Source organism: Paenibacillus sp. XP01 (assembly GCF_057364885.1).
This window is the reverse complement of record NZ_CP139481.1, coordinates 989,486-1,012,287: the sequence shown is the minus strand read 5'-3', so window position 1 is coordinate 1,012,287 and position 22,802 is coordinate 989,486. Positions and strand designations below refer to the sequence as shown.

Here is a 22,802-nt window from a genome sequence, read left to right as displayed (position 1 = left end):
GCTGGGCACGCCCAATGTAAAAAAACCTACCCGTTACACGGATAGGTTCTTTGATCAGATCGTGTGTTTTAATTCCAGCTCCGCATCCAGCCATTTCAACGCCGCACGCAAGGTGTCCTGCGGAACCGTCTCGTACTGGTCCCCGATCGAACATTCGAAAACACATCCGCTGTCCGTCCTATTCAAATACGGCGTCATGCCGATCCCGAATCGCTGGTACATTTCGGCCAGAACAGGTTCGACCTCGGCGGGGGGATATGCAAAATGCACGTGGAACATGTTCGATACAGGTACCTCAGGCAGCGTGCGGATGTCGTGGCATTCGTTCAACAGGGCGGCGAGTTCTTTGGCCTGCTCGTAATAGAGCCCCATTTTGCCAATACGTTTGTTGTAGTAATATTGCGAGCTTAAGATGTAAGGATACAGGCCGATCAAATCCCCGCCATGACGCCTTTTCCATACTTTGGACTCCTGCATCACGTCAGCTTCCCCGGCCAGAATCGCTCCTGCGATTCCTCCGATCCCTTTATAAAAGGACACATATACCGTATCAAATAGACTGCAAATCTCGGCCGGCGTCTTTTGATAGTATGGCGTGATCTCGAACAGGCGCGCCCCGTCCAGATGCAGCTTGATTCCGCGCTCCCGGCAGTACGCCGAGATCGCCTCCAATTCCTCAAATGGCGGAAGCTGCCCGCCGATCTCGCGTTGGGGAAGCTCCAGCAGGAGACAGGAAATCTCCTCGTTCATGCCCGTTACGTCTTCCAGCCGGATCAGCTGATCCTTGTCCGCAAGCAGAACGGTTTCGATTTGATGCAATTCTTTCAATCCATCTTCTTCATGGATTTCCAAATGGCTCAGCGGATGGTACGCTACCCGTTTTACGCCCTTGCGGTCGCACCAAATGCGGAGAGCAATCTGTTGGGCCATCGTGCCGCTCGGAAAGAAGACGGCCGCTTCTTTGCCCAGCACCTCGGCCATTTGCCGCTGAAACTGCTCGATCGTTTCGCCGCGGCCGTAATGATCGCTGTCCATTTCTCCATCCAGATGTAATATCGCTTCCTGAAGCACTTTGATTTTGCGCGGTCCGTTCCCGCCTACCGTGAATTCTGCCTGCCGGAACGCGTCCGCAAGCGTCAACGTTTCACTGCTCATGATTCTTCGCTCCTTTTCTCCTCCTGTTGTGGGCTCAACATGCGAACTAATGCCCCTAACGCCCCTGCCCGGCGCTCTCCCGTCGACACGACGAACCCTGCTTCCAACCAGCGATAACGTTCCGGCAATGTGACCGTAACAAGTTCACCCCGTTCTTCAGCACGTATTACGGAACATCTCGGCAAAAGGGTTAAGCCCAAGCCTGCCGACACTCCATTCAGAATCGTATCGAGCGTGCCGTAAGACGTTATGTTCGGCGCTTCAACCCCATGTTCCTTTAGAAAAGCCTCTGCCTGCGTCCGATGCGTGCACCCTACTTCGAAAAAAAGCATCGGTTTATGCAGCAGCTCCGGCAGCCCGTTCGATTCATGCATGTTCCTCCCGGCGACCAGAACCAGTTCATCGTCATACAGCTTGACGTACTCAAGCTCCGGATGAACCATCGGCCCATATACGAGGGCACCATGGAGTTCGTGGCGAATGACTTTTTGCGCCAGTTCATGGGTTCCGCCCGTGATCAGGGAAAGCTGCACGTCCGGATACCTCGCCTGGTATTCCGCCATGAACGGCGTCAGAAACGAGGAAGCGCCTGCCTCGATCGCACCCAGCCGCAACGGTCCTGCTGGAGTCGTCCCCGCCCGTGCAGCCTCTTCGGCTTCGTCGAGCAGGTGCAATATTTTATCCGCATAACCCAGCAAATTTTCCCCGGCCGACGTTAGCGTCATCCCCCGATTGGTGCGATGAAACAGGGGCACCTGAAGCTGCTGTTCCAGCTGCCGAATGCGCGCCGTGACATTGGATTGCACATAGTTCAAGGTTTTCGCGGCCTTGCTGATGCTTCCTTCACGGGCAACCGTCCGGAAAATGTTCAAATCGCCGGCATCCAAGCGCGTTCACCTTCTTTCTACAATCACGCCGGTATCTGCTATGAACATTTTTGATATCTGCGTTCGTTTCTGTTCATTTTACGCCAAAGCCAGTCGGCTGTACAATGAGCCTCAGTTTCAATCACGGGCTAGACGAATGAACATGCACTGGAGGATGAACGACCATGAAAGCTATGTATCACACAGGAAAAAACGGCCTTGAAGGACTGCAATATACGAGTGAAGCTCCTGCGAAAGCGCCTGGTTACGGAGAAGTACGAATTCGTCTGAAGGCTGCGGGCATCAACCATCGCGACTTGTTCATCATGAACGATCGCACCGCACAGGACTCACCGCTCATTCCGGGGTCGGACGGAGCTGGTATAATAGAAGAAATCGGGGAAGGCGTAGATGCATTCCGTAAAGGCGACGAAGTCATCATCCACCCTACGTTGGGCTGGAACCACGCCGCCGATGTGCCTGCCGTGCCTGGCATTGTGGGCGGGCCCGATCACGGCACGCTGGCCGAATGCATTACGCTGCCTGCCGACAATGCGCTGCCCAAACCCGTTATGCTTAGCTGGGAAGAGGCCGGCGTATTATCGCTGTCGACGTTGACCGCCTACCGCGCTCTGTTCACACGCGGAAACCTGCTTGCCGGCGAGCATGTGCTCATTCCGGGCATCGGCGGCGGAGTGGCCACTTCGGCGCTGCTGCTGGCCAAGGCCGCCGGAGCCTGCGTGACGGTGACGTCCCGCAGCGAAGCCAAACGTGCGGAAGCGCTGCGCCTTGGCGCGAACCAGGCCTTTGACAGCCACGGAGATTGGCAGAAAGAAAATGCGCTTGGACCCGTCGACCTCGTTATGGACAGCATCGGACAGAGCCTCTTCTCCCGTTATTTCGAAATGCTGCGCCCCGGCGGACGAATCGTCATGTATGGAGCAAGCTCCGGCGATGAGCTGAAGGTGCCGATCCGTGCCATCTTTTTCCCGCAAGTGAGCCTGCTGGGCACCTCTATGGGCAGCCGCGAAGAGTATGTACACATGCTGGAGTATATCGGCCGGCATCATATTCGTCCTGTCATTGATCGCGCATATTCGCTGGAGAACACCCGCAGCGCTTTTGAACGAATAGCCCAAGGCGAACAGTTCGGCAATATCGCCATCCGGATCGACTGATGATCATAGACAATGACTCTTGCTCCCGTTGCTTAACAGCAATCGGAAGATGGTTCTGACCACGTAGTGACTCCGTGCAGAATCATTGGTTCAACTGACATAGCTAGAGCATTTTGGAACAGGACAAGGAGGTTCCCACCATGAACGATAGAACCCATTTGGTAGAATTGGTACGCAAATTGATGCATGCGGAAGGAACCGAACCCGAATTGGATGACATGCTGTCAGAACTGGAACGTCAGGTCCCACACCCTGCGATCAGTAACCTGATATTTTGGGACGACCGTGAATTGACTCCGGAACAGATCGTAGAGGAAGCGTTAGCCGCACGCCCAATCATCCTTCCGCCAACACAACCTTAATGTTTAGAGTTGCGAACCGATATGACCGAGTCCAATGATTCGCTACACCACCAACCAGAAGACCGGCATTTCTACAAGAAGTTCGACAAACTCTAGGAGGTGATCATGCATGAGTGAATCCCGAGGTTCAGACAGCTCCCACCGTCCAACGAAACATCGCGCTCCAGAACAGCAATTCAAAGGCGGAGAAGAAGCAGTCACTCCCGTATACTTGACCCAAGGCGAGTTGAATGCCCTGCGGAAAGCCATCATGTATTTGAAATTTGAGTGCGAAGAAACGGACTCGCTGCTGTATGCAGGCAGCCCTCTGCTTAATAGCGTGCTGGAAAAGGCGTTTAGCGCGGACGTTTACAGGGAATTTGCGGAGAGCTTCCACGCACGCCCCAACCCGCATGCCGAGACCTTTATGCGGAAGAAACTGGAGCGATCCTATGCGGAAGAGCTGGCTCCTCGAGAGCGATCCGAGGAACTGAAGGCCGAAATTCTCCGAAGCTGCATGTTCCCCTTTCCGCTATCATAGTACAAAGAGGCAGGCCTGGCGGCTGCCTCTTTGCGCTCTATCATTCATTGAGTACGATGCCCCATACTTTTTTAAATCGTTGATTTACAGCCATTCAGAATACCCGCATCTTATTCGCATTCATGTCTTTCTCCCTCCAAATTTTAGGTTCAACCGATCATCGATATCATCCGGATTATCATGGTACTTTGTTCAACCAAGAAAAAGATGCTAAGAATTAGCACATAAATGCAAAATGTTTGCACGCATATTATATGAACCTATATAATCAACCCTTTATTTATATGTAACAGGTGCCTCTCCCATAAATTTCGTTATAATATAGAAAGTTCAAAAAATATGTAAATAGATGTAATACTACCCATAAGTACAGGAGGCGAATGATGGAAACCGAAGGTCTGCGCAAAGTCGAAGAGTTGGCATTAAAAAAGCACAAAATATATAAACAAAGTCTGGTCCGTTATCTGTCACGTTCCATGCTGGCCAGCATGTTCATCGGCTTCGGGGTCATCGTGGCGTTCAAGACGGGCAATTTCTTCTATATGGAGCAATCTCCGCTGACCTATCCGATGGCCGCACTGACATTTGGAGCAGCAATCATTCTCATCGCCTACGGCGGCGGGGATCTGTTTACCGGAAACACGTTCTATTACACCTATGCCGCTTTGCGTAAGAAACTACGCTGGTTAGAGGTGGTCAAGCTGTGGGTGGCGAGTTACGGGGGCAACCTGATGGGTGCGGCGGTGTTTGCGCTGCTGATCTACCTGACAGGACTGTTTGATTCGTCCCAGGTCAACGGCTTCCTCCTGAGCGTGGTCGAACACAAGATGGAAGCTCCGGCAATGCAGCTCTTTTTCCGGGCAATTCTGTGTAACTGGCTCGTTTGCCTGGCGTTTTTCATCCCGATGTTCATGAAGGAAAACGGCGCCAAAATGTTTGCCATGATGCTGTTCGTGTTCTGCTTCTTTATTTCGGGATATGAGCACAGCGTGGCGAATATGTGTACGTTTGCGATTGCGCTGGTACTGAACCATCCGGGAACGATCTCGTTCGAGGGCGTGCTCCACAATCTGGTCCCGGTCACGTTCGGCAATCTGGTAGGCGGAGTGCTGCTGATGGGCTTTATGTATTATGCGGTGAACAAACCTTTCCTGGATGAGGAACAACATTAATGGATGTTTGAAAAGAAAGCCAAAGCCCCGTGCAGCTTATCCCTTCAGAGGGAAAGGCTGCACGGGGCTTTGCAACGGGAAGGCATATACCACTGGCCTTCCCTCCGTAATCTTCCGTGGCGGATATATCAAGGATATCCCTTCCACGGAATGTCTTCGATCTCGTTGTCGCAGCGCGTGACCACGATTATGTTTTTTGCCGCCATCGAATTACCGTGCTGCGGACCCGGCTTCCTTCCAGCGAAAGGTCGCCGCCGATTGCGGAGGCAATGTGTAACGCAATGCATTGTCGTCCATCACGATCTCGAAAGCCACCGCATCCTGTCCGGAATTGCTGGCGATCAGCACCATGGAACCGTCCGGATTGCGAAAAGCCGCATTCTCCAAAACGCCCGGTTCCTGGTTCGTTTCCACCCTGACGGCTCCCGAACGAACATACCGGCTGATGTGCCCCATGGCGTAATATTCCACGTTCCGCTCGACCTTGCCGCTCTCCGGGTCAATCGTCACCATCCCCCGACAGTTGGCGCATCCGCCATTGGTCGGTCCACCTTGCGGATCAAGCGCGATATTCCAGAACAGTACGCTGCTGGCCCAATTTCGCGCAGCACCGATGATCAGGTTGGACATCTGCCAGCTCAGGTTAGTTCCGAAATCCGGGCTCCATTCGCCTCCGCTGCATTCGGTCACATAGATCATTTTGTCCGGGTGCCTGTCATGGACCTCAGTCATTGCAGACGGATCGCCCGCATAACAGTGGAAGGCCGAGCCTTCAACGGAGGCTGCCGTCCGGCGATCCTCAAACAACTCTTCCGTATACCTCACGGCCTGGTCCCAGTTGTGATCATACGCTATGATGCGCGTATCCAGCCCGGCCTCCATGAAGGCAGGACCTAGATAATCCCGGATGAACATCGCCTGCTCCGCTGCCCCCATGCTCATGCTGGGGTAGTTCGGCGACGTGAATTCCGGTTCGTTTTGTACCGTGATGCTGTGAATCGGCACCCCTCTGGCCTGGTAGGCCTGAATGTATTTTACGAAATATGCTGCATAAGCCGCATACACCCCAGGATCATTATAGTTGAGGTACCAGCCGTTATGCGTCCGCTCGCCGTATTTCATCCAGGCCGGCGCAGTCCAGGGCGTACCCATGACCTTCACATCCGGCTTGACCCGAACGACATCCTCCAGCATGGCTACGACTCCCTCATCTTGTTCGATCGAAAAATGTTCGAGGGCGTAATCCGTTCCTTCTTCGACGTCATCATACGTATAGCTTGAAGGTTCTCCGGATGCATTCACGGAATAATCCGATGCACCGATCGTATGCCGTACCATATTGAGATTCAATCCCTCTGCGGTAAACAGCTCGTGCAGCAACATTTCCCGCTGCTCTTGGGGAAGGCTGTTGATCAGGTAAACGGATGACCCCGTCATGGCTGCGCCGAACCCCTCCATCTTCTGATGAGCTTGCCCGGCATTTACTCGAATGGACGCGACGTTTTGGCGTTTCTTCTCATCGTCAGGCCCAACGGGCTTCCACGACCGAGGCTCTTGCCTTGCCAGCAGCTGACTCTGATCCCCTGTCGTCAGCCATACCTCTGCCTCCGTCATCTTTTTCTTTTCGGGCAAAGGCATCGGCGCAGGCGGCTGAACGGCTGCAGGGCTGAATGCCCACATCAGCCAAACGGCGCACCCCGCCACCAACAGACCGATGCCACCCCTTACCATCCAAGTTCTCGTTCGCCGATACATCGCTGCTCCCTCCTTCCATACGTTCCGCCCGGATTCCCAAGGGTGGAAAAAGCCGCAACCAGGCGGCCGCGACTTCATTGATTTCCATATTCGTAACACTGATTATTTGCCGGAAGCATTTCCGATATTCACGCTGCCTGTCAGGCGGATATCGTCCGATGCGCTGCCGACATAAACAGGGACTTTACCCTTCGGCGTCACCCACTTGTTCGACGTTTCATCCCAGTAGGACAACGCCGATGGGTCCAGCTCGATCTGAACGCGCTGCTGCTTGCCTGCGTTCAGATCGACTTTGGCCCAGCCCGCAAGTTGTTTCTTTGGCGTCTCCGCTCGGGCAGGCAATGGGCCGACATAGACCTGTACCACTTCTGCACCGGCGCGTTTACCCGTGTTGCGCAGATTTAGAGATACCTCAACCGTTGCCTTGTCACCCTTGCCCTTATTTTTCACATGCAAATTGCGATAATCGAAGCTCGTATAAGACAAACCGTGCCCAAACGCAAACGCAGGGGTCAGGTTCTCTTTTTCATACCCCTTATAACCCACGAAGATGCCTTCGGAATAGCTGCCGACTCCGTTCACGCCCGGAAACTGCTTCGCGGTAGACACCGGCGTTTTCGTCTCGTCCGCCGGGAACGTTACGGGCAGCTTGCCCGACGGATTCACGTCGCCGAAGAGAACGCGCGCCACGGCATTTCCTTGTTCCTGACCTGCGTACCAGGCTTGAACGATAGATGGCACCTCGTTCTGCCAGGAGTCGGTTTCGACCGCGCGACCGCTCATTTGTACAACGATCGTTTTCGGATTCGCCTTGGCTACCTCGCGAATAAGTTGTTCCTGATTGTTCGGCAGCTCCAGATCAGACCGATCCACATACCCTTCGCTGTCATACGTGCGGGTCACCACCACCGCTACGTCGGATTTTTTGGCAAGCTCGACGGCCTTCTGCATTTGGGCATCCACGGCGCCTTCTGCGGGCTTCCATCCGAAACGAACCTGGGCGCCCATGTCATGGCTGGCCTGAACAGGGAAGTCCGTGCGGTACTCGATCCGAATCTCGCGGGACTCTCCTTCTTTGAGCGCAATCGTCTTTTCCGTTGTTCCCAAAGCCTTCCCCTCATTGTCCACAAGCAGTTGATTATCCACATACAGCTTCGCCGAGCCGAGACTGGTCAGGGATAACGCATACTCACCCGATTTCGGGGCAGTAATCGAACCTGTCCAGCGTGCCGACATCTTGCTATTGAACTTCGTTGGCGTCACGGGAAGCTTGGACGACTGCGCGTTGAAGCCTTCGTAGTTATAGAAGCCGAGATTCACGTTCACCTGCCGGTCGATGCGGACCAGTTCAGGATTTCCTTCCATGTTGGCATTGGTCCAATATTCGGCACGCAGTCCATTTTCCGCATGGTCGGTACTATCATTTCTTTCGCTTTGTGCCGCATCGACAGGCGATAACAGCGTGGATGGCACCGCATCCGGACCGTTGAACGCATCTCCTGCCGAGATCGGATCGGTACCGGCAGCATAGTTGACTTCGACGCCTTGGCCCGCGCGGTTGCGAATACCCTGAAGCGGGCTTACCGTATAGGTCGGGTTGACCAAACTGCTGCCGCCTCCGGCTGCCGACGACGTATCCGCATCGGGCCCGATGACCGCAATCGACTTGATATTTTTGCCGGATAACGGAAGAACATTGTTGTCATTTTGCAGCAGCACCATGCTTTCTTCCGCAAATTCACGGGCTTTCTTACCGTCCGCCTTGGCATCGATCTGCTGATTGCGAACCGGTTGATCGAAGAGACCTTTCTCGAACATTTGCAGCAAAATCCGTCTGACCTTGTCGTCCAGCGTCTGTTCGCTGACCTCGCCCTGTTTTACGGCTTCCAACAGCTTGTCGCCCCATTTGCCGTATGGTTCGCCTGGCGTTTCGAGATCGAGACCTGCATTCGCGGATTTTGCGGTGCTGAAATTCGCGCCATAGTCGCTCATGACGAAGCCTTCGAATCCAAATTGCTTTTTGAGAACGTCGGTCAGCATGTCCTTGTTCTCGCAAGCATATGTACCGTTCACCTGGTTAAACGAACACATCGCTGCTCCCAGATTCGCCTGCTCGACCATCGCTTTGAACGGACGTGCATACACTTCCTGAATGGCCCGTTCGCTCGCGATCGCATTCGTCGTGAAACGTTCCGTCTCCTGGTTGTTCAGGATGTAGTGCTTGGCTGTCGCAATGACCGGGTTGTTTTGAATTCCCTTTACATAAGCCGCTCCCATCCCGGAAGCCAGCAGCGGATCTTCGCCAAGCGATTCGAAGTTGCGCGATCCCCATGGCGTGCGGGCAATGTCCAGTCCCGGCCCAAGCACCACGTTATGGGTTGTGTCATGCGCTTCCTGACCGATCAGGTCTCCGTACTTTTCGGCCAGCTCCGTATCCCAGGACGCTGCAAGCGCAATCGGTGCCGGGAGGGCGGTGGATTTCTTATCCTGCACATCCGGATTGGCCACCCGCACTCCGGCAGGTCCGTCTGCCATCTGCAGCGCAGGGATGCCGAGCCTTTCCACGCCGTCATTATAGAAACCATAATAGTTATTGACCTTACCGGTAACGAAGCTGACCTTTTCCTCCAACGTCATTGCCTGGAGCAGCAGCTCCGTGCGCTCCTCTGCACTCAGGGAGGCGTTCATCCATGGACGGTCAGCCTTGGATTCCACTTGCGAGGCATAGGCATGCAGCGGCATGACTGCCAATGCAACGATGATCATCAACGTAAACCATCGCCGTTGGCGTTGGGATAGAGCTCTGTTGATACTTCTGTTCATGTTGTTATGCTCTCCTTCTCTTTCTTTGATCATTTCCTCGCGCACATTTTGAATACATGTATACAAGAAAATGTAAGCTCGCTTTGTCCAACCTGCCCATATCATGAGCCCCTGCTCATCGCTGAGAAAAGTCGTGTTCACCGACAAGCGAGCACTTTCTTACGATAGCCGACCCAAGCGTAAATTTCACCCCCTTAAAATTGGAAATCGATTGGGTTTAAACAATCTAGTTCTTGCGAATCACCCCCTTTAAAGTGCATATAACAAGAAAAGAAAGCGAATTAATTACATTTCCGTAACCTTTATTGCTTGAATTCCTCCAATGCAAAAACAGCCGAATCGTCCCATTCCCGATTCTCCTTTTTATTCTATTAAATTCAATGATTTGGAATGAACAAACGATATGTAGCCCCCTTCCTTTTCCAACAACGGATACATTGGCGGTCATCCTGCTGGCTGATCCCAAGAAGCTCTAACTTTGACTACCAGGTAAATCAGAGTAGTTCACTAAGCATAATCCCCATATTCACTCAACTACTTTTTATGTCATTTAACATCACATGAAACATCTTAAAAATCACTAAAATATAATTTTTTCAAAAATAATGTTATTTTAGTTGACATATGATTCAAGACTTTTTATAATTTGAATCAAAATCACAGTGCAGTGATCATAACAGGTGCGGGGCACAATGACGTGAACCGCCTGTCGGCAATGGGGCCGCAACTCGTTCAGCTTTCTGGACGAATTGCGGCCTTTTCTGCCTGAAGTCATGCACGGATCACAAAATACTAGAGAATGATCAATAGGATGAGGAGCGATGAATGATGATGGAGAGGAAAAGTTTTTGGAAAAGCGGCCACAAGCCTACTTTGTTCGGTGCATTCCTGTATTTCGACATCAGTTTTATGATCTGGGGCATGTTGGGCCCACTCGCCGTCGTTATTGCGATGGATTACCCGATGACTCCGGTGGAAAAAGCCAACCTGGTCGCTTTGCCCATCCTCGGCGGTTCGATTCTTCGACTCGTGTTAGGTTTTATGTCCGACTACATCGGCCCCAAACTCACTGCGCAGATCGGAATGGGCGTCACCGTCATTCCGCTGCTGCTGGGCTGGCTGTGGGTCGACTCCCTGAACCAGCTGTATGTCGTCGCCCTGCTGTTAGGCATTGCCGGCGCATCTTTCGCCGCAGCGCTTCCGCTTGCCGGCCAATGGTATCCTAAGGAACATCAGGGGCTGGCCATGGGGATCGCCGGTGCCGGGAATAGCGGAACCGTGCTCGCAACCCTCTTTGCCAATCGATTGGCTACCCATTTCGGCAGCTGGGAAATCGTGTTCGGCCTTGCACTGATCCCGATCGTAATCGTCTTCGTCTTTTTCTCCCTATTTGCCCGCAACAGCCCCAACCGGCCTGCTCCCAAAAAGCTGTCCGAATACAGCAGCCTGTTGAAGCAGCGTGACGCCTGGGTGTTCTGCGCCTTCTACTGCGTCACCTTTGGCGGATTCGTCGGCCTGGCCAACTATTTGACCATCTTTTTCAACACGCAATACGGCCTGTCTGCGGTGCATGCAGCCGATATTACAACCTTTTGCATCATCGCGGGAAGCTTCTTCCGCCCCGTCGGCGGATTCCTGGCCGACAAACTCGGCGGTACCCGCATGCTGACATACCTGTACATGGGAGCTTGCATCATGTTAATCGGCGTGTCCTTTCTGCCGCCATTGCCTGTCGTCGTTGTCATGCTTTTCCTGGGTATGATGTGTCTGGGCGCCGGGAACGGCTCCGTCTTCCAGCTTGTGCCGCAGCGATTCGGCAACGAAATCGGGCTGATGACCGGCATTGTCGGCGCGGCAGGCGGAATCGGGGGATACGCCCTTCCGCTGATTCTCGGTCAACTCTACAGCACGTACCAATCCTATACTCCGGGCTTTGTCATCCTTAGTTTGATCGCGGCCGCCTCCATGGCGCTTGTGCTGGTCATGCAGTCCAAATGGCGTGCCCACTGGCTTAAAAACTCGCTGGCAGCTAAAAATGAATCAACCTCTTTCTCTGCTTAATCAGGCCCGAGTTCCAATGATTTACCTAAGGAGAGCCGCGCTTGCGGCTTTTTCTTTGGTACGGTTCTCTCCGATCACGAAGAAAATGCAGAATGAACGCGTCGACAGTTTCTGTCCCGGAGCGCTAACGAATCTCAGACACCTTATTTCGCCGGTTTGCATCCTTTTCCAATCCTTACGAACCTCAGACACTCTATTTACGGTCACAACAGGAAAAACAAGATTATTTCCCCGGAATAGCGTGTCACAGGTTCATTAGAGCACAAACTTGGCCCATTTCCGTGAAAGAACGTGTGTCAGGTTCTTTAGCAATTCGGTAGCCATCTCATCAAGGACTCCCATTCTCGTTATTTGATGAATACTTACCCCGAAAAAAAGGCCCGAGCCTATTCGGCTCGGGCCTTTGACGCACTTTTTTTAAAATGCAGGAATGGCGATATCCGCGTAATTTTTTTCAAAGAAGGCTTTCACTTCCGGGCCGGCCATGCGTTTCGCCAGCTTCTGGATCGCCTCCGAATCCTTGTTGTCTTCCCGGGCAACCAGCGTAATTGCAAAATGGGAATCATCCTTTTCGGTGAGCAATGCATCCTTCTTTGGCGTAAGACCCAGCGGGCTAGCGTAAGCCGGGGTCATGGCAACCAGGTCGGCGTCATCCATCATGCGGGCCAGCATCAGCAGGTCGACCTCTTCAAACTTGTAGTTCTTTTTGTTCTCCACGATATCGGCCTGGGTAGCGTTAAATCCAACGCCTTCCTTCAGCTTGATAATGCCGTTCTGCTCCAGCATCACAAGGGAACGTCCGATGTTGGATGGATCGTTCGCGATCGCGATCGTCGCGCCTTCGGGCAGCTCGTCCATCGATTTGTACTTTTTGGAGTATGCGCCGTAAATCGCGTTGTAAATCGGTTGAACCGGCACCAAGGTAGCGTTGTTCGCTTCGTTGTACTGCTCCATATAAGGCACATGTTGGAAGAAGTTGGCGTCTACTTCCTTGTTGGCAAGCGCCGTGTTCGGCTGCACGTTATCGGACAGAACCACCACTTCCAGGTTCACGCCGTCTTCCTTCAGCAAAGGCTTCACAATATCAAGCACGTCTGTCATTGGTGGAATCAGGGTCGCTACTTTCAGTGTCACTTCCTGTTTGGCGTCAGAACCGTTTGCGTTGCCTTCCGCCGCAGGTGTTTCCTCTTTTTTGCCGCAACCGGCCAGCACGAGCATCAGTGCCAGTACCAGCAGCATCCATTTTGCTTTCATCAATGTAATAACCCCTTCTCGTAAATAATCTGTTTGTTGGATCACGATCTGCGGTCAATCCAGCGGGACAGCCGCGTGCCCGTATATTGGATCGCTTGGACCAGGATGATCATGATAATGATCGTAAATGCCATAAGCTCTGTTTCAAAGCGCTGATAACCGTAACGAATGGCAAAATCGCCAACGCCGCCTCCCCCCACGATCCCCATGACCGTGGAATAGGAAATGAAACTGATCGTTGCGGTGGTCAAGCCCAGCACAAGACTTGAGCGTGCTTCGACATACAGGAACTTGAACACCAACTGCATCGTCGAAGCCCCCATCGAAGCCGCAGCCTCCAGCACGCCTTTGGGTACGTCGAGCAATGCTTGCTCCGCAAGCCGTGCATAATAGGCGATCGCAATCACCGACAGCGGCACCGTCGCGGCCAGCGTGCCGATCGACGTGCCGACAACCATGCGCGTGAACGGAATCATGAACACCACGAGCAGCAGAAACGGGAACGAACGGATGATATTCACCAGGCTCCCCAAGATCGTGAATAACGGTCGATTCTCGTAACGCTGTCCTTTCCTGAACAGGTAAAGCAGCGTGCCAAGGGGCAAACCGATCAGAACGGCAGCCGCAATGGAAATGCCCACCATGACGAAGGTCTCTCCAATCGCCTGCCAGATTTCATGCTGATATTGCAGCACGATGTCAGGTATCATTCCTGCCACCTCCCGTTAAGGCATCACCTTTCAGCAATGCGGTGAGCATATCCGGACCGGGAGCGGGAATGCTGCGTACCTCCGCCTCGGATAACGTCTTCGCGATCCGTCCTTCCCGCATCACGGAAATGCGATGGCACAGCTGCCGTGCTACCTCCATCTCATGGGTCACGAGCACGACGGTGACGCCCAGCGATGCATTGACATGACGCAGCAAGTCAATGATTCCGCTCGTCGTTTGCGGATCAAGCGCGGACGTCGGCTCGTCGCAGAGAAGCAAGTCCGGACGGCTCGCAATCGCTCTTGCAATGGCCACGCGCTGCTTCTGCCCCCCGCTTAGCTGGGCCGGGTACTGCCGGGCTTTGTCTTCCAGGCCGACAAACCGCAGCACGTCCAAGCCGCGCGCAACCCGGTCGGATTTCGGCATGCGCGCAAGCTCCAACGGCATGCACACGTTGCCGATCACCGTCCGGTTGCTGACCAGGTTGAAATGCTGAAAGATCATGCCGATCGATCGACGAGCTTCTCGGAGCGCCCGTTCGTTCATGCCTGTAAATCGCTGGCCGTTCACGACCACTTCGCCCTCGTCCGGCTTCTCGAGCCCGTTCAGCATGCGCAGCAACGTGGATTTCCCCGCCCCGCTCGAGCCGATGATGCCGTGGATTTCGCCTTGGCCCACTTCCAGCGACACTGCGCTGAGCGCTTCGAATCCTTGATCCGTACGAGATCCGCGTTCGCTGTAACGCTTGCTCACGCCGTATAATGAAATCATGGAGCTTCCCCCCGCGATAGGATCATGCATGGTTCTTCAGAACACATGGAGAAAAGCCCGCACAGCCGATAACCGGAGCGCGAGCAATCCTGTTCATCTATAATAAATCATCCTTTGGCGGGAGACAAGCCTTAGCGCGAGATGTTCGCTGATAGCGTGTCTGCCGAATAGAGACCGAAGCGTCCATTGGCCGATCCGATATAAATGTCATCGCCGATGCGGTTCATCGTGCCGTTTTTGGCATCCCGATCCCGATGCTCCGGCGTACCCATGACGATATCGTGGATGCGTCCGCCGATCTTTCCGGTATTTTTGTCCAGTACCAGCAGGTCATCCCCCCGAGGCAGCAGAAGCTGGTCGCCCGCAAGAACGTAGCTTCCCTGATTGAGCAGCATCGGAATCGCGACCCCTTCCTCTTCGACGTTCCACACTACGCTGCCCGAATCGTAATCCAATGCCGCCGGAAAACCGTTCAAGACGCCATAAACTCGATTCCCTTCCACCAATCCACGGTCGAACTTTCCTTCGATCGCCCATAGCTTTTTGTTGCTTTTCGGGTCGAATAATGTCGTGCTATAGTCATGGACATCTCCGTAATTTTGACCGTTTTGGTTTTCCCGGATGAGCAGGCGACCGTCGTTCAACACCTCGAAACGCTGCCCATTCCGGGCTGCGAACTTCGCCTGTTCCTCCCCGGTCTTCAGGTCGATCAACACCCACTGATCATCCAGCAGCATCCAGCGCTCCTGTGAAGCATCAGCGAAAGGATCCAGCCGTTGGATGCCGTCGAAGTAAGGATCGTGCTGCGGATCGTCGATCGTCGACTTTTTCGCCGGTTTGCTCCAAACCACCTTGCCCGTATAAGGTTCTGCGGCAACCAGTTTATTTTTATTCCAGTACAGGACGTAAGGATCGTCGGCTCCTTCGTTCAAAAGGCGATATTCCCCGCTCAGGTTCAGCGTCCACAATGTTTTTCCGTTCTTTGCATTCAGTACGGTAATACGGGCTTTTTTGCCGTCCGATTGCACCTGGTCCTCCACAACCACAACATTCGCGGCAGCAGTAACCGTGTTACCTTCGAAACCTTGCTTGGCCGTCCGCTCCCACATCACCTTCCCGTCCCTCAGGCGAATATGACGTATCCGATGCACGTAATCTCTTTCAGCCGGATCATAGTCGGCATACAGCGTCACATACTCGCGGCTTGCATCAAGTTTCGTCAGGAACATGCCGAAGCCGGTATTGATCTGCCACAGCTTTTTGCCTGTATGCCGATCCAGTGCATAAACGGAGCCTTCATGGTAAAAACCGCTGAATCCGCCGTCATCGCCTTTGATCAACAGAACATCTTCATTCCCTGCCTGAAGGAACGTATAATTAATGTCGCCTTGATTGACCCATAACGGCTCCCAAGGCAACGTTGCCGCCAGCGCCTTGCCATCCATCCGGGACGTAAACTCATAACGATCGCTGCGTTCCGTTTCTGCACTAACCTTCCCGGGATTGCTGCCATTCTGCGGCAAATTCCAATGCATTCTCTCCAGCTTGCCTTCCGGAGTAAACGTCAAAAGCACCTGCCCGTCTTCATGCTCGTATCGCCACGTTTCCCCTATTCGCATCGGGTCGCCGGTCTGGCTCAGGTTCGGGGAATGCTCGGTCCAATCCGGTTCGCCAAGCCGCTTCGCGATCTGCTTTTCCGTATCTCCCTTATGGATCAGAATATCCGTCAGATGGCGCACCTGGCCCGTCGACAGAGGAGATTCGGACTTCATCCACCCGTCCGGGATATCCTCCTGCTGCGACACGTCTTTGGCTTGAATCCATTGCATGGACGGCCGGAACGAATAAAAATCCGCGTTCCAGATGCGGGGAGCCAGCGAAACGCCGTACCACTGCCCCTGCTGTGCGACGATAAACGCCTTTTTCTCGAGCGCAGGTCCAGCATCCCAGACCGTAGCGCTGCCGGGATAAAGATAAAACTTGCTTCCAGGCCGGAGATTGAACGTGCGCGGAGAAACGGGTTTGATGCTGGCCGCATCTTTCGTCGCATACCATGCCGGCAACCACTGCTCTCCGTTGATCTCGTCTTTGCTTTGAATCCAATCGTCCTTGACGGCATTCACTTTCAACTTAGCTCCATTTGCCGTATAGTTCTTGATTTTCATCAAATCGGCGGCCACGCTGCTGTCCTTTATGTTCGAAAACAAAGGAACGTTTGCGGGAAGCGCAACGGTGTCTCCCCGTTTGAATGCGGCTGAAGCAAGCTGTACCTGCTGAGCGCCTCCCTCGTTTTTCGCGCCCACGACCGTTGTATTCATGTTCAACAGGATGCTTCCGGCCGCGATTACGGCCACAGCCCCGGCGATTCCCAACCGCCCATATCTTTTCGTCCGCATGTTTTGGCCTCCATTCACCAAGGTCTTCGCCTTTTTGTATTGAAGTTATTTCCAAATAAGGACGTTTGGACCCGGCAAAAAGTTACCGGTTTGCAAAAAGACATATCATTCTAAGCGTGCATTGCCGGAATTCCTGCGACCTACCTTACATCCACCATTTCCGGTTGATAAGGGTAACCCACGCCAGCCAGATAAGCCAGCAAGAACGAGATGACCATGTACAAAAGAAACCAGGTGTCTGTCCGGGAGTACCCGACCGGAACATAATACGTCCGGCTTGCGCCTTCGGCGAACCCCTTCGCCTGCATGGCCACCGCCATCCGCTGGGCGCGGCGAATGCTCTGGGCCAGCAGTGGAATCGCATAACGTTTCAGGGTGCCGTAGATGTTCCAGCGCGATCGCCGGCCACCCATGCCGCGGATGCGAATCGCATACCGCAGCGTTTGGAATTCATCCAGCAGAATCGGGATCATGCGCATTGCCGCAAGGAAACTGTAGGCATATTTAGGCGGAAGCCTCCACTGCTGCATCAGGGAATAGAACAGCCGGACGGGACGGGTCGTCAAACCGAACAGCAATCCGGCAGCAGCCATGCAGAGCGAACGGAAACCGAGATGCAAGCCGCGATAGAAGCTCTCTTCGGTCACATGGATCAGGCCATACCGGAACCACGTCGTCTCTCCTTTCCCGAACATCATCATGCCCGTCGACGTGGAGATAAACACGAGGATGAACGGCGAAGCATACAAGAGCAGCCTGCGCCATGGATGGCCGCTCCAGATCAGAAGCAACAGCATTGCCACGGCCGTATTCGCCATCACGTTTAAATTGTGGATGAAAATGACGTATATGAACAGCAGCGTCAGCACGACCATCTTCAACCCGGGATTGACGTGATGAAGCCATGTCTCACGATGGGGAAAAGACAGCTGCATCCATGACCCTCCCTCCATCAACCTTCCAAGTCCGGGTACAGTACCTGCTTACGATTTCGCTGTCATGGGTCACCATCACGATAGCCGTCCCTTTCCGTCTAAGTTCGTCAAGCCTTGACAGCATCGCGAACGTATTGCGGGCATCCTGCCCAAACGTCGGCTCATCCAGCAGCAGGATGCGCTGGCCGCGTATGAGGGCAGAAGCTACGCTCAGCCGCCGTTTCTGCCCCATGGACAATTGATACGGATGGCGGTCTGCCAATGCCGCAAGCCCGAATTCCTCCAGCATGCCCAGCGTATTTGCTTGCCTCTCAGCAGGTGACATTGCGGTACCGAGCAGCGAAAATTCCACTTCGTCCACAACCGAGTTCGTCACGAACTGGAATTCCGGGTTCTGAAACACAAAGGCCATCCGTTCCGCCAGCTGCTGCGTCGTGCCGGCGGGTTTCCCCATCACGCGATAGTCCCCCGTCGTTTTCAGAATATGCATCATGGACAGCAGCAACGAACTTTTGCCGGCACCGTTGGCCCCAACGACGCCGATCCAATCGCCGGGGCGGACTTCCAGCTTGTTGACCCGGATCACCTCGGTGCTGCCCCGCCATCCGATGACGTCGCGCAGCTCCAGTACAGGTTCCTCGCGAAGTCGTTGCCGCACGGCAGGTTCAGGCTCTGCCGCGCTCCCTGCCTGCTGTCCCTGTTCCTCCCATACGCCCGGGTACCAAATGCCATATGACCTGAGCAGGTCCCGCTGCTCCGCAAATATTTGCGCTGCCGGACCGTCCGCGGCGATCTGCCCTTCGGGGGACAGCACGACGATCCGATCGACCCAGTCCACGATTTCGTCGATTTTGTGTTCCACGATGATCAAGGTTTTGTTATGGGCGATCCGTTTCACCGTATCCCAGACCTGCGACGTGCCTTCCCCGTCCAACAGCGCCGTCGGTTCGTCCATGAACAATACGTCCGGTTCCAGCGCAAGAATCGAAGCAATGGCCAGCCGCTGCTTCATGCCCTGAGACAGGGATTGGATCGGAGCACGATGGCCCTCGAAGGCCAGCCCGACCTGCTGCAAAGCAAGGCCGATCCGCGCTGCCATTTGCTCCCGAGGAACGTTCCGGTTCTCCAGCACGAATGCAATTTCCTCATCCGTATGCGACATGCAGAACTGGGCATCCGGGTCCTGGAACACGATGCCTGCCCGCTTTGGCACCAGAATGTCGTCACACTTCATGGGCATCTCCACCGCATGCGGAATGATTCCGCTCAATATTTGCAGCAACGTGGATTTTCCCGATCCGCTTGCTCCCAGCAGCAGCACCTTCTCTCCTTGGCTCACCGATAAAGAAAGCCCTTGAAACAACAGGCCCTGTTCCCCGGGAAACTTGCATCTCAAGTTCACGATGCCCGCTGCTAGCCCGGTTTCCCGCACGCATTCTTGCCTGTGCATTTAATCCAATGCCTCATAATCCTGCTTCGATGCAGGTCTTAACGTACGGGTCACGCCGGTCAGCTCCAGTGCCTTCGCCAAATAATAGGCAAATACGCCTGCGATCACGGCGCTGCCGATCAGGCGGAACCCGATAAACAGGGTGTAGTTCCAAGTCGAGAGGGACTCGATGTACCCGTATTGGTAATCCAGCATGAGCGAAGCAAGTCCTGCCCCGATGGCGGCCAGGCAGGTCACGGGCAAATTCGTTTTCCGATACAGGAATGCCGCAAAGAAAATTTCCGCGCCCAGCCCTTGCAGCAGCCCGTATACAAGCGTGGACATGCCCCATTCGCTGCCGAGGAAAGCGCTGACCGTGGAGGCCGCAACCTCGGCCAGAATGGCAACGCCCGGCTTGCGAATGACGAGAAAGGCAAACGTTCCCGCCATGAACCACATGCCGTAGATCATCTGCTCGGCATGCACGCCGAACGGTTTCATCAGATCATAGGTCGGTCCCCATATTTTGTAGATCACCCCGAATACAACCGCGATCACGATCGTGACCAAAATATCCGTTAATCTTAATTTGTTGCTGCTCCCCGCATTTACCATTTTCTCTACTCCCCTTCTCTTATCATCAGTAGTTTGAAAATAACAAAAAAGCCTCCCCGATATCGGGCAGGCCATGCGTACAGTTGACGAAACATGGGCGGAAAATGGCACATAAACAGGACAACCCACACTTATCCCATTCAGGAATAAGGCAAAGGATATGCTGCCGAATTCATGAGACGTTGTGTGCACGAATTGCGTGTTTATTTTCCCCATCATGGATCGAATGGTTCTCTACGCTGGCATTACCCAGATCAGATACGGTCAGCGGCACAAGGCCACCCTCTCAGCCCAACTTCATTGAGCTCCCGGCTTTCGTTATTTCAATGGTTATACTGTACAACAGAAGGGTATTTGTGGCAATCCCGAATCATTCCCCATTTATGCACGAGCGATAGTGAAGGCACCCCCATCACAGGAATGCCTTCGGTAGAATCGGCAATCGTTGGCGCAAAGGTCAGGCAAGACTCTTGAACATTAGAGATGACTCTCTGGCAATCGCGTCGCTGATGATTCAGTATTGCGTATTGCCCGATTGGCTCGTTTTGCCGGAGGCGAACCCTTTGAAGAGCGTAGGCACCTTGGAATACCGCGTATTGGTGATTTTGCCGACGGTCGAGCTGCTGTCCGTGCGCAGAATCGAATCCTTGACGTTGGAGATGTTGGAGTTGTCCACATTCATCGTAACCTGATAAGAGGTGCCTCCGTTTTGGCGCACCAGTTTGCCGATGTCGTCTGCCCTGAAATTTTTGATGTTGATCGTTCCCGAGGCATTCATCTGAAATACTTTGTCGTACGCCTTATACGCCGCTCCGCCCGTTATGTTAACGGTGCCGGAGGATTTCAGGGTTAGCGCGTCCTCGCCGACATCCTTCCAGGTCACGTTTTCGATATTGCAGCTGCCATAACAATGAACGCCGTCGGCAGCAGGAGCTTCAATGACTACGTTTTTCAAGGTTGCGCCTGCTTCAAGCCTGAAAATGGGCTTCTGGTTCTCAGCCTGGCTTCCGTCTCCCAACGTGTTCGGATCGGCAGCCACGCTTTTCCCCTTGCCGTCGTACGTTTCGCCCTTTTTGACGATAATCGTCGTTTTGACGATTTCGGGCGCTGCCGCTGCGGGAATCACAGCAAACAATGAGGCAACCAAACCGGCGGACAAAAGTACGGTCAACATTTTTTTCATCATGAATTCCTCCTTGGCGATCGGATTTTCCGCCATTACGGGCGGTTTGTCGGCAAGCCTCGCAGATGCACAGCTCCGCTTGTCCTGGCCGCAACCTCATCCTATCAGGAAAGGAACGTTCCAAGAATAATCCGTAGTTCACATCTCTCCGACATTCACGCCAGCTCTGAGAAAATGAGACCTATCCGTACCCGTTCCGAACATCGCATCTGCCGTTGTTAACTCTCGGTGTGCTGGAATTACCTTATTTTCCTTCAGATGAAAGACAACAAGGGCCGACTTGAAATCAAGCCGTCCCCGTCTTTTTATTCAAAATCCAATCCTACGCACCGAACCGCTGGCGGTATCCGCATTTGCGGCAAAGCTCCTCCACCGCTTCGCGTCTCGAAAAACCATAGAACAGATTGTTGGCGCGCTCGCCTTCCACAATCTCCGAGAAGGAACGTTCATGCACGTTCCCCAAATTAATGACGCCTTCGCCGTCCAGGCAGCACGGAACCACCGTTCCATCCACAAGCACCGCGGCTTGCGTGCGCAACGCATGGCAAAATCCTTTACCGTCATCCTCCGGCGCATCCAGGCTTGGCCACTGAAATTCATGGTCCTGGTTCAGGTACACGTTCGGCGCGATTTTGACGCCGCTGCCCGGTACGACCTTTTCCTCGATTTTATAATCCAGATTAAATTCTCGCTCCAAGTGATCGAGCGTTTCGCGGTTGCGCTGCTTCTGGGCATTCGTGAAATTGTCCTGCGTCAAATTCCACAATCTGAACGACACGATGACGTTATGCTTCGTCGCTTCATGCACAAACGAAAAGATGTTGCTCAGGTACCCTTCGCGATCTTTGGAGCCCTCATGCCCGTCGAAACTGTGCAGGGAAAAGTTCATCTGGCGCAGCGCCGGCTTGCCGAGCAGCTTGTGTCTCGTCTTCGGCAGCAACGTTCCGTTCGTCGTAATATTCACTTTGAAACCCTTCTCATGGGCGATGTCCAGCAGCAAATCGATTTTGGGATGAAGCAGCGGTTCGCCTTTGACATGCAGATAGATGTAACTTGAATGCGGCTTGATCTGATCCAGCACCATGCTGAACGTTTCCGGATCAATAAATCCTTTGGCTCGCTTCGTCTGCGGACAGAAGCTGCAGGCCAGGTTGCAAATGCTCGTGATCTCTATATAAACCTTTTTGAACGTTTTCAATGCGTGGTCCCCATTCCAGTCAGGGGGATGAGTCCCTTCCCGACTTCATTCGTGATGCGGCCAAAATGCGCCTTTATTATTATATCGGGTTCCGCAAGCAAGGTAAATCGACTTACGGATTTCTCCAGCTCCAGCGGGAAAGGATCTCGCCCCTCCGGGTCCTATTTACACCATCCTCACTTGTGAGGTATGCTGAATGCACAACTGCATAAGCTGCAAACAGTCACTAGGGGAGCCTCACGGCTGAGACGAATGATTTTCGGACCCTTTGAACCTGATCTGGATCATACCAGCGTAGGGAAGTGGAGCGGACTTTACCAATTAATACATTATGCAAGGGGTATGGCTTGCGTAAGACATGTATCCCTATTTGCGTTGAAAAGCCCCTCCCGTTTCCTTGGAAATGGGAGGGGCTTTG

The 22,802-nt window shown here is 53.6% G+C and carries 18 protein-coding genes and 1 riboswitch; of the genes, 5 read left to right on the top strand and 13 right to left on the bottom strand.

All coding sequences use genetic code 11. From position 1 onward, the window contains the following. Positions 1 to 54: 54 nt before the first annotated feature. Together SNR34_RS04615 and SNR34_RS04610 are read right to left on the bottom strand one after the other, a co-directional pair. Positions 55 to 1,155: a threonine aldolase family protein gene (locus tag SNR34_RS04615; protein ID WP_486181256.1), complete on the bottom strand. Its 1,101-nt coding sequence runs from the start codon at positions 1,153 to 1,155 to the stop codon at positions 55 to 57. Beyond that, positions 1,152 to 2,042, bottom strand: a complete 891-nt coding sequence (locus SNR34_RS04610) for a LysR family transcriptional regulator (protein WP_486181255.1) — start codon at positions 2,040 to 2,042, stop codon at positions 1,152 to 1,154. The genes SNR34_RS04615 and SNR34_RS04610 overlap by 4 nt, the downstream gene beginning before the upstream one ends. Positions 2,043 to 2,206: 164 nt before the next feature. On the opposite strand from SNR34_RS04610, the gene SNR34_RS04605 reads away from it, so the two are divergent. The 4 genes from SNR34_RS04605 to SNR34_RS04590 all read left to right on the top strand — a co-directional run bounded on the left by SNR34_RS04605 (position 2,207) and on the right by SNR34_RS04590 (position 5,253). Further along, positions 2,207 to 3,199 (top strand): zinc-binding dehydrogenase, encoded by a 993-nt coding sequence (locus SNR34_RS04605; RefSeq protein ID WP_486181254.1) that lies wholly within the window; start codon positions 2,207 to 2,209, stop codon positions 3,197 to 3,199. 140 nt (positions 3,200 to 3,339) lie between these two features. Beyond that, positions 3,340 to 3,561 (top strand): bacteriocin immunity protein, encoded by a 222-nt coding sequence (locus tag SNR34_RS04600; RefSeq protein WP_339276179.1) that lies wholly within the window; start codon positions 3,340 to 3,342, stop codon positions 3,559 to 3,561. 109 nt (positions 3,562 to 3,670) lie between these two features. Next, the gene (locus SNR34_RS04595) at positions 3,671 to 4,081 is read left to right on the top strand and encodes a hypothetical protein (RefSeq protein ID WP_343262144.1); all 411 of its coding nucleotides are present in this window, start codon (positions 3,671 to 3,673) and stop codon (positions 4,079 to 4,081) included. Positions 4,082 to 4,464: 383 nt separating this feature from the next. Further along, positions 4,465 to 5,253: a formate/nitrite transporter family protein gene (locus SNR34_RS04590; protein ID WP_236420725.1), complete on the top strand. Its 789-nt coding sequence runs from the start codon at positions 4,465 to 4,467 to the stop codon at positions 5,251 to 5,253. Positions 5,254 to 5,463: 210 nt separating this feature from the next. Here SNR34_RS04590 and SNR34_RS04585 read toward each other — a convergent pair whose 3' ends face one another. After that, entirely contained in the window at positions 5,464 to 7,008 is a 1,545-nt protein-coding gene (locus SNR34_RS04585; RefSeq protein WP_486181253.1) for a glycoside hydrolase family 30 protein, read from the bottom strand. A gap of 102 nt (positions 7,009 to 7,110) precedes the next feature. Then, positions 7,111 to 9,774, bottom strand: a complete 2,664-nt coding sequence (locus SNR34_RS04580) for a glycoside hydrolase family 3 C-terminal domain-containing protein (RefSeq protein ID WP_486182396.1) — start codon at positions 9,772 to 9,774, stop codon at positions 7,111 to 7,113. 888 nt (positions 9,775 to 10,662) lie between these two features. On the opposite strand from SNR34_RS04580, the gene SNR34_RS04575 reads away from it, so the two are divergent. After that, positions 10,663 to 11,892 carry a nitrate/nitrite transporter gene (locus SNR34_RS04575; protein WP_343262223.1) on the top strand — a complete coding sequence of 410 codons (1,230 nt, stop codon included), beginning with the start codon at positions 10,663 to 10,665 and terminating at the stop codon, positions 11,890 to 11,892. 417 nt (positions 11,893 to 12,309) lie between these two features. Here SNR34_RS04575 and SNR34_RS04570 read toward each other — a convergent pair whose 3' ends face one another. The 9 genes from SNR34_RS04570 to SNR34_RS04530 all read right to left on the bottom strand — a co-directional run bounded on the left by SNR34_RS04570 (position 12,310) and on the right by SNR34_RS04530 (position 22,384). Further along, the gene (locus SNR34_RS04570) at positions 12,310 to 13,146 is read right to left on the bottom strand and encodes a MetQ/NlpA family ABC transporter substrate-binding protein (protein WP_236420707.1); all 837 of its coding nucleotides are present in this window, start codon (positions 13,144 to 13,146) and stop codon (positions 12,310 to 12,312) included. Positions 13,147 to 13,187: 41 nt separating this feature from the next. Further along, a complete protein-coding gene (locus tag SNR34_RS04565; RefSeq protein WP_236420706.1) occupies positions 13,188 to 13,856 on the bottom strand; it encodes a methionine ABC transporter permease in 669 nt (222 codons plus the stop codon). Beyond that, a complete protein-coding gene (locus SNR34_RS04560) occupies positions 13,846 to 14,628 on the bottom strand; it encodes a methionine ABC transporter ATP-binding protein (protein ID WP_236420705.1) in 783 nt (260 codons plus the stop codon). The genes SNR34_RS04565 and SNR34_RS04560 overlap by 11 nt, the downstream gene beginning before the upstream one ends. Positions 14,629 to 14,759: 131 nt before the next feature. After that, positions 14,760 to 17,024 carry an outer membrane protein assembly factor BamB family protein gene (locus SNR34_RS04555; RefSeq protein WP_486181252.1) on the bottom strand — a complete coding sequence of 755 codons (2,265 nt, stop codon included), beginning with the start codon at positions 17,022 to 17,024 and terminating at the stop codon, positions 14,760 to 14,762. A 140-nt stretch (positions 17,025 to 17,164) separates the two neighbouring features. Further along, complete coding sequence (locus tag SNR34_RS04550; RefSeq protein ID WP_236420703.1) at positions 17,165 to 17,959, bottom strand: energy-coupling factor transporter transmembrane component T family protein; 795 nt, start codon at positions 17,957 to 17,959, stop codon at positions 17,165 to 17,167. Next, on the bottom strand, positions 17,934 to 19,409 hold the full coding sequence (locus SNR34_RS04545) for an ABC transporter ATP-binding protein (RefSeq protein WP_486181251.1): 1,476 nt from the start codon (positions 19,407 to 19,409) through the stop codon (positions 17,934 to 17,936). The genes SNR34_RS04550 and SNR34_RS04545 overlap by 26 nt, the downstream gene beginning before the upstream one ends. Further along, positions 19,410 to 20,003, bottom strand: a complete 594-nt coding sequence (locus tag SNR34_RS04540) for an ECF transporter S component (protein WP_486181250.1) — start codon at positions 20,001 to 20,003, stop codon at positions 19,410 to 19,412. It lies immediately after the preceding gene. 514 nt (positions 20,004 to 20,517) lie between these two features. Beyond that, entirely contained in the window at positions 20,518 to 21,186 is a 669-nt protein-coding gene (locus tag SNR34_RS04535; protein WP_486181249.1) for a pectate lyase, read from the bottom strand. Between the two features lie 322 nt (positions 21,187 to 21,508). Continuing rightward, on the bottom strand, positions 21,509 to 22,384 hold the full coding sequence (locus SNR34_RS04530; RefSeq protein ID WP_236420700.1) for a radical SAM/SPASM domain-containing protein: 876 nt from the start codon (positions 22,382 to 22,384) through the stop codon (positions 21,509 to 21,511). Positions 22,385 to 22,602: 218 nt separating this feature from the next. Beyond that, positions 22,603 to 22,702: riboswitch (TPP riboswitch) on the top strand. The last annotated feature ends 100 nt before the right edge of the window (positions 22,703 to 22,802 follow it).

Coding starts and splice junctions, on each gene's coding strand:
- SNR34_RS04615 (WP_486181256.1), bottom strand. CDS start 1,155: ATGAGCAGTGAAACGTTGACGCTTGCGGACGCGTTCCGGCAGGCAGAA.
- SNR34_RS04605 (WP_486181254.1), top strand. CDS start 2,207: ATGAAAGCTATGTATCACACAGGAAAAAACGGCCTTGAAGGACTGCAA.
- SNR34_RS04600 (WP_339276179.1), top strand. CDS start 3,340: ATGAACGATAGAACCCATTTGGTAGAATTGGTACGCAAATTGATGCAT.
- SNR34_RS04595 (WP_343262144.1), top strand. CDS start 3,671: ATGAGTGAATCCCGAGGTTCAGACAGCTCCCACCGTCCAACGAAACAT.
- SNR34_RS04590 (WP_236420725.1), top strand. CDS start 4,465: ATGGAAACCGAAGGTCTGCGCAAAGTCGAAGAGTTGGCATTAAAAAAG.
- SNR34_RS04585 (WP_486181253.1), bottom strand. CDS start 7,008: ATGTATCGGCGAACGAGAACTTGGATGGTAAGGGGTGGCATCGGTCTG.
- SNR34_RS04580 (WP_486182396.1), bottom strand. CDS start 9,774: ATGATCATCGTTGCATTGGCAGTCATGCCGCTGCATGCCTATGCCTCG.
- SNR34_RS04575 (WP_343262223.1), top strand. CDS start 10,663: ATGGAGAGGAAAAGTTTTTGGAAAAGCGGCCACAAGCCTACTTTGTTC.
- SNR34_RS04570 (WP_236420707.1), bottom strand. CDS start 13,146: ATGAAAGCAAAATGGATGCTGCTGGTACTGGCACTGATGCTCGTGCTG.
- SNR34_RS04565 (WP_236420706.1), bottom strand. CDS start 13,856: ATGATACCTGACATCGTGCTGCAATATCAGCATGAAATCTGGCAGGCG.
- SNR34_RS04560 (WP_236420705.1), bottom strand. CDS start 14,628: ATGATTTCATTATACGGCGTGAGCAAGCGTTACAGCGAACGCGGATCT.
- SNR34_RS04555 (WP_486181252.1), bottom strand. CDS start 17,024: ATGCGGACGAAAAGATATGGGCGGTTGGGAATCGCCGGGGCTGTGGCC.
- SNR34_RS04550 (WP_236420703.1), bottom strand. CDS start 17,959: ATGCAGCTGTCTTTTCCCCATCGTGAGACATGGCTTCATCACGTCAAT.
- SNR34_RS04545 (WP_486181251.1), bottom strand. CDS start 19,409: ATGCACAGGCAAGAATGCGTGCGGGAAACCGGGCTAGCAGCGGGCATC.
- SNR34_RS04540 (WP_486181250.1), bottom strand. CDS start 20,003: ATGGTAAATGCGGGGAGCAGCAACAAATTAAGATTAACGGATATTTTG.
- SNR34_RS04535 (WP_486181249.1), bottom strand. CDS start 21,186: ATGAAAAAAATGTTGACCGTACTTTTGTCCGCCGGTTTGGTTGCCTCA.